Origin of the sequence: Bradyrhizobium betae (assembly GCF_050632175.1) — a bacterium.
Classification (GTDB): Bacteria; Pseudomonadota; Alphaproteobacteria; order Rhizobiales; family Xanthobacteraceae; genus Bradyrhizobium; species Bradyrhizobium betae_B.
This window is the reverse complement of sequence record NZ_CP192576.1, coordinates 5004609-5017262: the sequence shown is the minus strand read 5'-3', so window position 1 is coordinate 5017262 and position 12654 is coordinate 5004609. Positions and strand designations below refer to the sequence as shown.

11 protein-coding genes and 2 pseudogenes are annotated in these 12654 nt (G+C 64.5%); 7 read left to right on the top strand and 6 right to left on the bottom strand.

Translation table 11 applies throughout. The features are described from left to right. Positions 1–80 precede the first annotated feature (80 nt). A pseudogene (locus tag ACQ86E_RS24150) lies at positions 81–1354 on the bottom strand (acyl-CoA dehydrogenase family protein). Between the two features lie 210 nt (positions 1355–1564). Here ACQ86E_RS24150 and ACQ86E_RS24145 point away from each other — a divergent pair. Beyond that, on the top strand, positions 1565–2344 hold the full coding sequence (locus ACQ86E_RS24145; protein ID WP_431202113.1) for an enoyl-CoA hydratase-related protein: 780 nt from the start codon (positions 1565–1567) through the stop codon (positions 2342–2344). Between the two features lie 227 nt (positions 2345–2571). Here the strand turns inward: ACQ86E_RS24145 and ACQ86E_RS24140 are convergent, their stop codons facing one another. Genes ACQ86E_RS24140 through ACQ86E_RS24125 form a run of 4 tightly spaced genes read right to left on the bottom strand, consistent with a single transcriptional unit; the run spans position 2572 to position 4930 of the window. Next, on the bottom strand, positions 2572–2949 hold the full coding sequence (locus ACQ86E_RS24140) for a DUF6285 domain-containing protein (protein WP_431202112.1): 378 nt from the start codon (positions 2947–2949) through the stop codon (positions 2572–2574). Between the two features lie 2 nt (positions 2950–2951). Beyond that, positions 2952–3938: a phosphotransferase family protein gene (locus ACQ86E_RS24135; RefSeq protein WP_431202111.1), complete on the bottom strand. Its 987-nt coding sequence runs from the start codon at positions 3936–3938 to the stop codon at positions 2952–2954. 10 nt (positions 3939–3948) lie between these two features. Continuing rightward, positions 3949–4737, bottom strand: a complete 789-nt coding sequence (locus tag ACQ86E_RS24130; protein WP_431202110.1) for an enoyl-CoA hydratase/isomerase — start codon at positions 4735–4737, stop codon at positions 3949–3951. Positions 4738–4747: 10 nt separating this feature from the next. Then, positions 4748–4930: a hypothetical protein gene (locus ACQ86E_RS24125; protein WP_431202109.1), complete on the bottom strand. Its 183-nt coding sequence runs from the start codon at positions 4928–4930 to the stop codon at positions 4748–4750. Between ACQ86E_RS24125 and ACQ86E_RS24120 the strand changes: the two genes are divergently transcribed. The 4 genes and pseudogenes from ACQ86E_RS24120 (at position 4929) to ACQ86E_RS24105 (ending at position 8564) form a co-directional block, all read left to right on the top strand. Further along, the gene (locus ACQ86E_RS24120) at positions 4929–5708 is read left to right on the top strand and encodes an SDR family NAD(P)-dependent oxidoreductase (protein WP_431202108.1); all 780 of its coding nucleotides are present in this window, start codon (positions 4929–4931) and stop codon (positions 5706–5708) included. The genes ACQ86E_RS24125 and ACQ86E_RS24120 overlap by 2 nt on opposite strands. A gap of 121 nt (positions 5709–5829) precedes the next feature. Next, a complete protein-coding gene (locus ACQ86E_RS24115) occupies positions 5830–6210 on the top strand; it encodes a VOC family protein (protein ID WP_431202107.1) in 381 nt (126 codons plus the stop codon). Between the two features lie 298 nt (positions 6211–6508). Beyond that, positions 6509–7786 (top strand): acyl-CoA dehydrogenase family protein, encoded by a 1278-nt coding sequence (locus tag ACQ86E_RS24110; protein ID WP_431202106.1) that lies wholly within the window; start codon positions 6509–6511, stop codon positions 7784–7786. A 161-nt stretch (positions 7787–7947) separates the two neighbouring features. Further along, positions 7948–8564: pseudogene (locus tag ACQ86E_RS24105) on the top strand (flavin reductase family protein). Between the two features lie 79 nt (positions 8565–8643). Here ACQ86E_RS24105 and yghU read toward each other — a convergent pair. Next, positions 8644–9519 (bottom strand): glutathione-dependent disulfide-bond oxidoreductase, encoded by an 876-nt coding sequence (gene yghU, locus ACQ86E_RS24100; RefSeq protein WP_431202105.1) that lies wholly within the window; start codon positions 9517–9519, stop codon positions 8644–8646. 266 nt (positions 9520–9785) lie between these two features. Between yghU and ACQ86E_RS24095 the strand changes: the two genes are divergently transcribed. Together ACQ86E_RS24095 and ACQ86E_RS24090 are read left to right on the top strand one after the other, a co-directional pair. Further along, a complete protein-coding gene (locus ACQ86E_RS24095; protein ID WP_431202104.1) occupies positions 9786–10919 on the top strand; it encodes a nitronate monooxygenase in 1134 nt (377 codons plus the stop codon). A gap of 118 nt (positions 10920–11037) precedes the next feature. Further along, positions 11038–12555: an acetyl-CoA acetyltransferase gene (locus tag ACQ86E_RS24090; RefSeq protein ID WP_431202103.1), complete on the top strand. Its 1518-nt coding sequence runs from the start codon at positions 11038–11040 to the stop codon at positions 12553–12555. Positions 12556–12654: the final 99 nt, after the last annotated feature.

Sequence of the window (12654 nt, the reverse complement as noted above, 5' to 3'; positions counted from 1 at the left end):
TCATTGCGAGGAGCCCTTGCGACGAAGCAATCCAGACTGTCTACTCGGAAAGGCCGCGATTGCTTCGTCGCGCGCGACGATCAATGCATCCCCGGCCCCATATACCCGAACAGAAACCCCGCCACCTTCCGGATCTGGATCTCCTCGCTGCCTTCCGTGATGCGGTAGCGGCGGTGGTGGCGGTAGATGTGCTCGAACGGCTTGTGGCGTGAGTAGCCCATGCCGCCGTGAACCTGCATGGCCCGGTCGGCGGACTCGCAGCAGAGGCGATTTGCCCAATAGTTGCACATCGAGACGCGATCGGAGAGCGTCCGCTCGATCTGTTCCTCGGTGAGCTTGTCCATCTCCCAGGCGGTCTTGCGGATCAGGAGGCGGAGCATCTCGGCTTGCGTCGCGAGTTCCACCAGGGGAACTGGATCGCCTGGTTCTCCGCGAGCGCCTTGCCGAACGGCTTCCGCTCCCGCGCATATTTGACGCTTTCGTTGATGCAGTAGACGGCGGCCCCCAGCGAACTCGCCGCCTGGCGGATGCGGTTCTGGTGCACGAAGCACTGCGCCAGCGAGAGGCCGCGGCCGACCTCGCCGAACAGCGCGTCGTCAGGCACGAACACGTCGGTAAAACTGACGCGAGGATGGTCGGTCGGCATGTTGAACGTCCACATATACTCCTCGACCTTGACGCCGTGGCTCTTGGCCGGCACCAGGAAGCAGGTGATGCCGCGGGCGTCGCCGTCGTTGCCGGACGTGCGCGCGAACAGCGCGCAATGCGTGGCGACGTGCATGCCCGTGGTCCACATCTTCTCGCCTTTGATGATCCAGCCTTTGACGTTATCGCGGGTCGCGGGCACCGCGCGCGTCTCCATGTGGGTGGCGTCCGAGCCGTGATTAGGCTCGGTCAGACCGAACGTGATGCGGTACTTGCCCTTGATCGAGCCGTCGATCATCTCTTTCTGGTCGTCGCGGCCGTAGCGGTCGAGCATGGTGGCGACGGGGAAATTTCCGACGATGGAGTGTTCGTTCTGAAGATCGTTGTGCAAGCCGAGACCCTTGGCGGCAAAATGCTCGCGGATCACCGCCATCCAGAGGTTGGAGCCGTCCTTGCCGCCATATTGCTTCGACACCGCAAAGCGCAAATGGCCCGCCGCATCGGCGAGATCCTTTGCCTTCCGCAGCAACGCCTCCCATTCATGGCGCGGCAGGCCGCCGTTGTCGAAATCGGTGCGCGCCCATTCGCGGCGATGATCGAAGAAACGGATGTTGTCGTCTGCCGCTTCCAGCGGCTTGATCTCGCGTTCGATGAAACGATCGAGCTCTCCGAGATAGGCGACGAGATCGGCTGGCAGTGAAAAATCCACGGTTCTCTCCCGGATGATCTTATCGTTTTGCGTTAAGGCGCTAGGCCCGTTTCTGCTTCGCGCGATTAAGCTGAGAAGAGCGCGGACAAGTCAAGCAACGCGAGACGTTCCAGATGCGCAAGGCGTGCCCGCGCAATTCGATGGTCTCGCAGCGCCGGTGCGCGCTAGTATGACGGCAATAGTCCTTCACGAAACAATGCCGGAGCGATCATGGAGCTGAAGTTTTCAAAGGTGGAACGCAAGGGGCCGATCACGATCGTCACGCTGTCGCGGCCCGAGGTCTACAACGCGTTGCACACCGACGCGCATTTCGAGCTGCAAAAGGTGTTCGATGATTTCTCTGGTGATCCCGAGCAATGGGTCGCCATCGTTACCGGCGCCGGCGACAAGGCATTCTGCGCCGGCAACGATCTGAAGTGGCAGGCGGCGGGCGGCAAGCGAGGCTGGGACAAGGGCGGCTTTGCCGGCCTCACGGCACGCTTCGACTGCGACAAGCCGATCATTGCCGCGGTGAACGGCGTCGCCATGGGCGGCGGCTTCGAGATCGCGCTCGCCTGCGACCTGATCATCGCCTCGGAGAATGCGACCTTCGCCCTGCCCGAGCCGCGCGTCGGCCTTGCCGCCCTCGCGGGCGGCCTGCACAGGCTACCGCGGCAGATCGGGCTCAAGCGCGCCATGGGCATGATCCTCACCGCGCGCCATGTCGGCGCCAAGGAAGGTTATGAGCTCGGTTTCGTCAACGAGGTGGTGCCCCAGGGCGAGTCGCTCAAGGGCGCGCTGCGCTGGGCCGAGATGATCACCAAGAACTCGCCGATGTCGATCCGCGCCTCGATACAGACGATCCGGAAGGGGCTCGGCGTGTCGCTGGAGCAGGCGATCGAGGAGCAGCGCGAATATCCGGCGGTGAAGGCGATGGTGGCCTCGCAGGACTACATCGAGGGCCCGAAGGCGTTTTCCGAGAAGCGGCCGCCGAAATGGGTGGGGAAGTAGGTATCTTCGGCCTCCGTCATGGCCGGGCTTGTCCCGGCCATCCACGTCTCGACGCGCGGTATGAAGAACGTGGATGCCCGGGACGAGCCCGGGCATGACGAAGCGGAGAGATTGGCGCAGCCGTCTCAACAGCGTCATTGCGAGCGCAGCGAAGCAATCCAGACTGTCTCTGCGGAAACGGCCTGGATTGCTTCGTCGCAAGGGCTCCTCGCAATGACGGGGGAGGTCTACCCTCCTCTCGATAGCTCGCGCTTGTAGGACGCATAGTTCGGCTGATCGACCGCGAGCTTATCCATCGTGGTCGCCCAAAGATGCTCGGCTAACCCCGGCGTCGCGAGGTCGACCTCGCCCTTCGCGATGCGCTCGGCAAGCGCGCGGTTGAGGTCGGCGACCGAGCCATCCATGCCAAGCAACGCACGCAACCGTTCCACTTCCGCGGCGTCGCTCGCCTCCTCCCGCGTCAACTGCCGCGCGACGAGATCGAGGATGTTGATCGCGACCCGCAGCTTGAACGCCTGGTGGCCGGAGATCAGCGGCGTGATGTCGCTGCGGAGGAAATCGGCGACCGCCGTGGTCAGCTCGATCGGCGTCGGCTCGTCCTGCATGGTCAACTCCCCCGGGGCGACAGCAGCCGCAACAGATCGATTTCGGTCTCGGAGGCGCGGCGGCCGATCATGCCGCGCTCCATGGAATGGTCAGGGCCTTCGCGGAACCGCTGCATCATGCCGCCGCACATGATGCCCCAGCGCAGCGTCCCCATCACTTCCCAGAACTTGACGCGCGCCGGATCGCATGTGCGCCCCGCGGCCTCATAGCCCGCGAACAGCTCCTCGCGCGCGCCAAAGCCGCCAACGGGCTTGTCGATCTCGCCGAAGCGCCAGGAGTTGACGCAGACCCAGCCGAGATCCTCCATGGGATCGCCGAGATGTGCGAGCTCCCAGTCGAGTACGGCGCGGACGCCGTCGGCGCCGATGATGAGATTTCCGTTGCGGAAATCGCCGTGCACCAGCGTCGTTTCGGCGGAAGGACCAGGATCGTGGTCGCGCAGCCAGCGCAGCGCCAGCTCGAATACGGGTTTGGGCCAGTTCAGGCTGCGATAATCGCGCTCGAACTCGTCAATCTCCTGCGTCGCGCCACGGCTGCGCAGCTCGGGCAGCTTGTCCAGCGGCAATCTGTGCAGCCCGGCGAGCACGCCGCCGATCTGCCGCGCGAGCTGCGGCCGCGCCGATGCGTACTCCTCATCGCGCAGAATCTTGCGGGCGATGGTTTCGCCTTCGACCCGCTGCATGATGAAGCCTGTGCCGAGCTCTTCATCCGGCGTCAGCACGTGCATCACGCGCGGCGACGGCACGCCGGCCTCATAGGCGAGCTGCATCAGCTGCGCCTCGGCGGCAAGACCTGCCGCGCGCGTCGGCGCGGCGCCATAGCCTTTCGGCGAGCGCCGCAGGATCGCACCGATCGGTCCATCGGGATGCACGATGTCGAAGCGCCAGGTCTCCTGACTGGCGCCGCCCGACAACTTGGCCGCGTCGGTGACGCCGGTTGCGCCCGGACACCAGCGCTGGACGCTGCGCGAAAGCTCGGCCTCGATCATTTGCCTTTGTTCATTTGCCGGTGAATTTGGCCGGGCGCTTCTCCAGAAAGGCGCCGACGCCTTCACGGAAATCATCCGTGTCGCCGGCGCGGAGCTGGCACTGGAACTCGAGATTGAGCTGGTCCTCGAAGGAGTTTTCCGGGCTGTCCCAATAGAGTTTGCGGATCAACGAGAGCGCGATCGTCGGCCCGCTGGCGAGGTCACGTGCGAGCTTCATCGCCTCCTCCATCAGCACGCCGTCATCATGGACGCGGTTGACGAGGCCCCATTCCAGCGCCTTCTCGGCCGGCAGGCGCTCGCCCATCAGCGACAATTCGACCGAGCGCGCCTTGCCGATCAGGCGCGGCAGCAGCCAGGTCGAACCGCAATCCGGCACGAGGCCGATGCGCCGGAACGCTTGCAGAAAGTAGGAGGACCGCGCGCACAGGATCATGTCACCGAGCAGCGCGAAGCTCATGCCGGCGCCGGCGGCCGGACCGTTCACTGCGGTGACGATCGGGCAATGCAGGTTGCGGATCCGGCGCAGGAACGGATGGAAACCGGTCTCAAGCGTCATGCCGGCCTTGGTCTTTTTCGCCTGGTTGTTGCGGCCCTGGAGATTGGCCCCGGTGCAGAACGCCCGCCCGGCGCCGGTCAGCACGACGCAGCGCACCTCGTCCTTCTTCTCCTCGATCGCGTCGAGCGCGTCGGAAAGACCGCCCAGCATGTCCACGGAAACCGCGTTCATCACCTCCTGATGGTCGAGCTTGAGGATCGCGACCGAACCATCGAAATCGAGTGTGACGTGTTTGAACTGCATGGTTTCCTCGTCAGTTGCGGGCGGCGATGTTTCGCAGGCCGGAATTGGTTTTGTCCGGCGCATATTTGATTTTTGTCGCGGCCTTGTCCATGGTGGTCCGAACATACCTTGTCGTCGTATCGCACAATCTTGCGCGCACTGGCTGGCGCGCGGCCGTGCCAATAACCGGACTGAATAACAGGAAACGCCCCATGAGCATCTTCGACCTCTCCGGCCGCGTGGCCGTGATCACCGGCGGCAATGGCGGTATAGGGCTCGGAATCGCGCAGGCGCTTGCCGGCCAGGGCTGTAACGTCTCGATCTGGGGCCGCAATGCCGACAAGAACAAGGCTGCTGCCGCGAGCATGGCGGGGCTATCGGGCAAGGTCGACAGCCGCGTCTGCGACGTCACCGATCCGGCCTCCGTCAATGCTGCAATGAAGGCGACGCTCGACATTTTCGGCCGGGTCGACGGGTGCTTTGCCAATGCCGGCATCGGCGGCGGCGGAAGGCGCTCCTTCATCGAGCGCACCGAGGAGGAATGGCGCACGATGTTTGCGACCAATCTCGACGGCGTTTTCCACGCGTTCCAGGCTGCCGCCAGGCACATGACCGACCGCGCCAATGCCGGCGACCCCTTCGGTCGGCTCGTTGCGACCTCCAGCCTCGCCTCGATCTTCGGCACCGCGCGCAACGAGCACTACGCGGCGACCAAGGCCGCGATCAACGCGCTGGTGCGCGCGCTCGGGGTCGAGCTCGCCCGCCACGGCGTCACCGCGAATGCGATCCTGCCCGGCTGGATCAAGAGCGACATGACCGCGGGTCTCATGGCCAACGAGAAATTCGTCGCCAACGTGATGCCGCGCATCCCGATGCGACGCTTCGGCGAGGCCAGCGATTTCGGCGGCATCGCGGTGTATCTGATGAGCAAGGCGTCGTCGTATCACACCGCGGACACGTTCGTGATCGACGGCGGCTATACGGCGTATTGAGTCTCGTAGGGTGGGTTAGCCGAAGGCGTAACCCACCATTCATCCGGGAAACGAAGTCGGTGGGTTACGCTTCGCTAACCCACCCTACGGTCCTACACATCAAACTGAGGGGAAACAGCAGATGTTCTCGCACATCATGATCGGCACCAACGACCTCGACAAGGCCAAGACGTTCTACGACAATCTGCTCAGCACGCTCGAAGTGCGGCCGGCCAGGGTCGACGGCCATCGCATCTTCTACATCACCAAGACCGGCGTGTTCTCGGTGTCGAAGCCGATCAACGGCGAGCCCGCAACCTGCGCGAACGGCGGCACCATCGGCTTTGCCTGCGCTTCGCCCGAGCAGGTCGATGCCTGGCACGCGGCCGGCCTCGCCGCCGGCGGCGCCTCGATCGAGGATCCACCCGGCGTGCGCCAGGGCCCGGGCGGCAAGCTCTATCTCGCTTACTTGCGCGACCTCGACGGCAACAAGATCTGCGCGATGCACCGGATGCCGAACTAGGGCTACATCCACCGCTATGTCATGCCCCGGCTTGACCGGGGCATCCAGTACGCCGAGACGTTTCCGTTCAAGCACTGCCGCCGGTGGAATACTGGATCGCCCGATTAAATCGGGCGATGACAGCGGAGATTGGCGCACAGCGTCCCGAACTCGCGGCCCCATTCAAACAACATTTCAAACGCCCTCGCGATATTCCATCGTATGGCATGGTTCGCGTGAAAAAATTACGCGCTCGCGCTTTGGCCGCGCTGCGACTATTCTTGCGGCCAACATGATCTCATCGCCCCCGGGAGGAACAATGACAAAACACGCCTACATACCCCGCACCACCAACTACACTCTCAACCCCGGCGACGAGCTCAACGACCTGCGCATGTCGGACCAGGTCCGGCCGCTCTACGATCACGTCAGGAAGTTCATCCGCGACACCGTCGAGCCGATGTCGATCGAGTTTGCCAAGGCCGGCGAAGGCAAGGAGGATCGCTGGAGCTTCACGCCGAAGCAGCTCGAGGTGCTTGAGGTCGCCAAGAACAAGGCCAAGAAGGAAGGCCTTTGGAACTTCTTCCTGCCCGATGACGAGACCGGCCAGGGCCTGAAGAACCTCGACTACGCCTATATCGCCTCCGAGCTCGGCAAGAGCCCGCTCGCCTCCGAGAGCATGAACTGCTCGGCGCCTGATACCGGCAACATGGAAGTGCTGGAGCGCGTCGGCACCAAGGAGCAGAAGGAGAAGTGGCTGAAGCCGCTGATGAACGGCGAGATCCGCTCGGCCTACGTCATGACCGAACCGAATGTCGCCTCCTCCGACGCCAAGAACATTTCGACGACCGCAAAACTCGTCGGCGACGAGTGGGTCATCAACGGCGAGAAATATTACATCTCCGGCGTCGGCGATCCCCGCTGCAAGATTCTCATCGTGATGGTGAAGACCAATCCGGATGCGGCACCGAGCAAGCAGCAGTCGCAGATCCTGGTGCCGCGCGACACGCCCGGCGTCGAGGTGCTCGGGCCCATGTACGTGTTCGGCCAGGATCACGCCCCGCGCGGCCACATGCATATGCGCTTCAACAACGTGCGCGTGCCGAAGGAGAACATCCTGCTCGGCGAAGGCCGCGGCTTCGAGATCTCGCAGCTCCGGCTTGGACCCGGCCGCATCCATCACTGCATGCGCACCATCGGCAAGGCCGAGAAGGCGCTCGACCTGATGGTGCAGCGTGGCCTCACCCGCGAAGCCTTCGGCAAGAAGATCGCCCATCTCGGCGGCAACATGCAGATCATCGCGCAGGCGCGTTGCGAAATCGAGGCGATGCGGCTGATGGTGCTGAAGGCCGCCAAGGCCATGGACGTGCTCGGCAACAAGGAGGCCCGCGTCTGGGTCTCCATGGTCAAGGCCATGGTGCCGGAGCGCGCCTGCAAGATCATCGACCAGTCGATCCAGATGCACGGCGCCACCGGCATCTCGCACTGGACCCCGCTCGCCGAAATGTACCAGGACGTCCGTCACCTGCGCTTCGCCGATGGTCCGGACGAGGTGCACTGGATGGTGGTGGGACGTCACGAGCTGAGCATGGCGTGAACCTTGGCTCCCTCTTTCCCCTCTCCCCGCTTGCGGGGAGAGCAGTAGGGTGGGCAAAGGCGCGCTCTTCGCGCGCCGTGCCCACCATCACGGCATCGCAAGAAATGGTGGGCACGCTTCGCTTTGCCCACCCTACGAAATGCACCTCCCCCGGAGCCGCCATGGACTACGCCGCCAGCGACCTCACGCCACGCGAGCGCTACAAGGTGCTGACATCGTTCATCCTGCCGCGGCCGATCGCGTGGGTGACGACGGTTGGGCCGACCGGCGTGGTCAACGCCGCCCCGTTCAGTTTCTTCAACGCCTTCTGCGAGGATCCGCCGCTATGCATGTTCGCGGCGAACCGCAAGCCTGATGGCCAGGACAAGGACACGTTCCTCAACATCCAGCGCACCGGCGAATTCGTGGTCAACATCGCCGACGAACCCTTGGCGGAGGCCATGCACGAGAGCAGCGGCGATTTTCCCCTGATATCGGCGAGCCCGACTTTCTCGGACTGAAGCTCGCGGCCTCGAAGACGGTCGCGGTGCCGCGACTGGCCGACACGCCCTGGGCGATGGAGTGCAAGCTCTGGAAGATGATCGACGTCAACGACGATCGCCGCCTGATCATGGGCGAAGGCCTGCACTTCTACATCCGCGACGAGCTCTGGGACGACAAGGCGATGCGGGTACACATGGACCGCTATCACCCGATCGGGCGCATGTTCGCGGATCGCTATTGCCGCACGGACGACCGCGTGGTGTTTCCAGCGGCGGAGGGTGTGAAACGGAAGTAGGGCGGATCAGTTGCAGCGTAATCCGCCGAACGCTTGCGAAGATGGTGGATTACGCCTTCGGCTAATCCACCCTACCCAGCTACGTCGCGGGCGCGACCTTGTCCTGCGTCTTCGTGTCGAAATCGCCGGCGTCGTGGCGTTCGTGGAGCTGGCTGGCGGGATCGCCGGAGATGCGGTTGACCATGCGGCCGCGCTTCACGGCCGGACGCTGCGCGATCTGGTCGGTCCAGCGCTGCACGTTCTTGTAGTCCTGCACGGACAGGAATTCGCCGGCCCCGTAGACCAGACCCTTGGCAAGCGCACCGTACCAGGGCCACACCGCCATATCGGCGATGGTGTAGTCCTTGCCCGCGAGATACTCGTTGTCGGCGAGGCGACGGTCGAGCACATCGAGCTGGCGCTTGACCTCCATCGCGAACCGATCGATGGCGTACTCGATCTTGAACGGCGCATAGGCGTAGAAATGGCCAAAGCCGCCGCCGAGATAAGGCGCGCTGCCCATCTGCCAGAAAAGCCACGACATGGCATCGGTGCGGGCCTTGATCTCCTTTGGCAGGAAGGCGCCGAACTTCTCGGCGAGGTAGAACAGGATCGAACCCGATTCGAACACCCTGATCGGCTCCGGGCCCGAGCGATCCATCAGCGCCGGGATTTTCGAGTTCGGATTGATGTCGACAAAGCCGCTGCCGAACTGGTCGCCATTGCCGATCTTGATCAGCCAGGCGTCGTATTCGGCACCCTTGTGACCGAGCGCCAGGAGCTCCTCCAGCATCACGGTGACCTTCACACCGTTCGGCGTCGCCAGCGAATACAGCTGAAGCGGATGCTTGCCGACCGGCAGCTCCTTGTCGTGGGTCGCGCCCGCAATCGGGCGGTTGATGCTGGCGAACTGCCCGCCATTCTCCTTGTTCCAGGTCCAGACTTTGGGCGGCACGTAGGCGGGGGCGTCGGTCATGCTGGGGCTCCGGCGGAAAGATGCGCCTGCATTAATTAGCCCACGAACGGCCGATGGCAAGCCCTGCCGGCCCTGCGTCCGGCGCGGGCCTCGCGGCCGCGTCATGCGTCCGGCCTGTGACCAGGCTGCGCCCTGGAATGGTTCGCCCGGGAGCAACGCCTCCGCGCAAGATGCGCGCTCAAATCCAGCGTGGCATCGCCGACGATGAGGGGCTAGCGTGGACGGCCCTCGCGCGGCAAAACAGACGCGACAGCCGGGAGAGAGCCATGAAATCGCCGATCTGCGACATGCTGGGGGTAGAGTTCCCGCTGCTCGCTTTCAGCCATTGCCGCGATGTGGTGGCCGCCGTCAGCCGCGCCGGCGGTTTTGGCGTGCTGGGTGCGACGGTGCACACACCCGACACGCTCGAACGCGAGCTGAAATGGATCGACGCGCACGTCGACGGCAAGCCCTACGGCATCGACGTTCTGATCCCCGAAAACATCTCGACCGCTGGCGAGAAGGACGTCACCTGGAAGAGCCTGGAAGCTCGCGTGCCGCAAGAGCATCGCAAGTACACGCGCGATCTCCTGAAGAAATACGACATCGAGCTGACGACGACTGATGTGGCCGACAACCAGCCGCAACCGTTCGACGCGAAGACGGCACTTCAGCTGCTCGAAGTCTCGTTCGATCATCCGATCCGCCTGATCGCCAATGCGCTCGGCGTGCCGCCGAAGGCGATGATCGAGATGGGCAAGACGCACGGCGTACCGGTTGCGGCGCTCGTCGGTGCGAAGGAGCATGCGCTGCGCCAGGTCGCGGCCGGTGTCGACATCCTCGTGGTGCAGGGCACCGAGGCCGGCGGCCATTGCGGCGAGGTCTCGACCCTGGTGCTGGTGCCGGAGGTGATCAAGGCGATCAAGCCGATCCGCGACGTGCCGGTGCTCGCAGCGGGCGGCATCATGACAGGACGGCAGATGGCGGCCTGCATGGCGATGGGCGCGGCCGGCGCCTGGACCGGCTCGGTGTGGCTTGCCACCGTCGAGGCAGAGACCTCGGAGATCTTTCGCGAAAAGATGATCGCGGCCTCCTCGCGCGATGCGATCCGCTCGAAGGGCCGCACCGGAAAGCCTGCGCGTCAGCTCCGCTCGGTCTGGACCGATGCCTGGGACCGCGCGCCGGAAAGCCCGGGCGCACTGCCGATGCCGCTGCAGAGCATCATCAGCCGCGACGCCTTCAACTCGATCGACCGTGCGGCCGCAGGCGGCAACGCCAGAGCGCGGGATCTCGTCAGCTATTTCGTCGGCCAGGGTGTCGGGCTGATCGACAGCGTCAAGTCGGCGGGCGCCGTGGTGCAGGAGTTCAAGGAAGACTTTGCCGAAGCCGTCGAGCACATGAATGCGCTGGTGGCGGAGTAGGTGCAACCACCGTCATTGCGAGCGCAGCGAAGCAATCCAGACTGCCTCCCCGGAAAGATTCTAGATTGCTTCGCTGCGCTCGCAATGACGAAAACAAGTAGTACCGTGAATTGAGGCCATGACCGACAAGACCAATATCCCCGAAGATCTTATCCCCGTCATCGTCGGCATCGGCGAGATCGTCGACCGTCCCAAGGAGATCACCGCGGGCCTCGAACCGCTCGATCTGCTGGAGCAGGCGTTGCGGCGCGCCGAGGACGATGCCGGGGCAAAGCTGCTTGGCGAAGTGCAATCGCTCGACGTCGTCAATTTCCTGAGCTGGCGCTATCGCGATCCGGAGAAGCTGCTGGCACAGCGGCTCGGGATCACGCCCGCGCATTGCTATTACGGCCCGGTCGGGGGCGAGAGTCCGATCCGCTACATCCATGAAGCTGCCAAGCGCATCGCGCGCGGCGAATGCACCGTCGCGGCGGTCTGCGGCGCGGAGGCGCAGTCGACCGCGACCAAGGCCGAGCGCGCCGGAGCGAAGCTGCCATGGACGCCGTTCGCCCACGACGTCGAAGAGCCCAAGCGCGGCGCGGCGTTCCAGAAGCCGCTGGCGGTGACGCTCGGCGTATTCCGTCCCGTTACCGTCTATCCGTTCTACGAGGCAGCCTCGTCGGCGCATTGGGGCCAGACACCACGCGAGGCGATGGCGGAGTCAGGCACGCTGTGGTCGCGATACTCCGAGGCTGCCGCGCAAAATCCCAACGCCTGGCTGAAGCGGCGCTATGCACCCGACGAGATCACGACGCCGACGGCGGACAACCGCCTGATCGCCTGGCCCTACAACAAGCTCATGGTCGCCAATCCCAGCGTCAACATGGGCGGCGCGCTGCTGCTCACCAGCCTCGCCAAGGCGCGTTCAGCCGGGATTCCCGAGGACAAGCTTGTCTATCCGCTCGGCGGCGCCTCCGCGGAGGAGCCGCGCGACTATCTGTTGCGCGACCAGTTCTACGAGAGCCATCCGCAGAACGCGGTGCTGAAGGCCGTGATGGACCTCGCCGGCGGCGACGGCAGGAAGTTCGATGCGATCGAGCTTTACAGCTGTTTCCCCTGCGTGCCGAAGATGGCGCGGCGGACGCTGGGCCTGGGCGCCGACGTGCAACCGACCGTGACCGGCGGCCTCACCTTCTTCGGCGCGCCTCTCAACACCTACATGACGCATGCGGCTTGCGCGATGGTGCGGCGGGTGCGCGAAGGCGCCAGGCTCGGACTGCTCTATGGACAAGGCGGTTTCGTCACCAAGCATCATGCCCTGGTGGTGTCGACGGCCCCGCCACGCGAGGCGCTGGCACAGGACACCAGCGTGCAGGCCGAAGCCGATCGCAACAAGCGGGCGGTGCCGGAGTTCGTCACGGACGTTTCAGGCAAGGGCAAAGTGGAAAGCTTCACGGTGCTCTACGGCCGCGGCGCCGATGTCGAGCACGGCGTGGTCATGCTGCGGACGCAAGACGACCGGCGCACGCTGGCGCGGATTCCCGCGGGCGATCGCGCGACATTGGCGCATCTGCTCAACATGGACCGCACGCCGGTGGGTTCGCTCGGCGAGATCTCGATGGCCGCGGATGGTGTGCCGGAGTGGCGGGTGGCGTAATTGTCTCCCTCTCCCCGCTTGCGGGGAAAGGGGCAGTCTCCACAAAGACGGTGAGAATTGGACTCGCGGAGAGTCCCCCTCACCCGGATCGCATCTTCG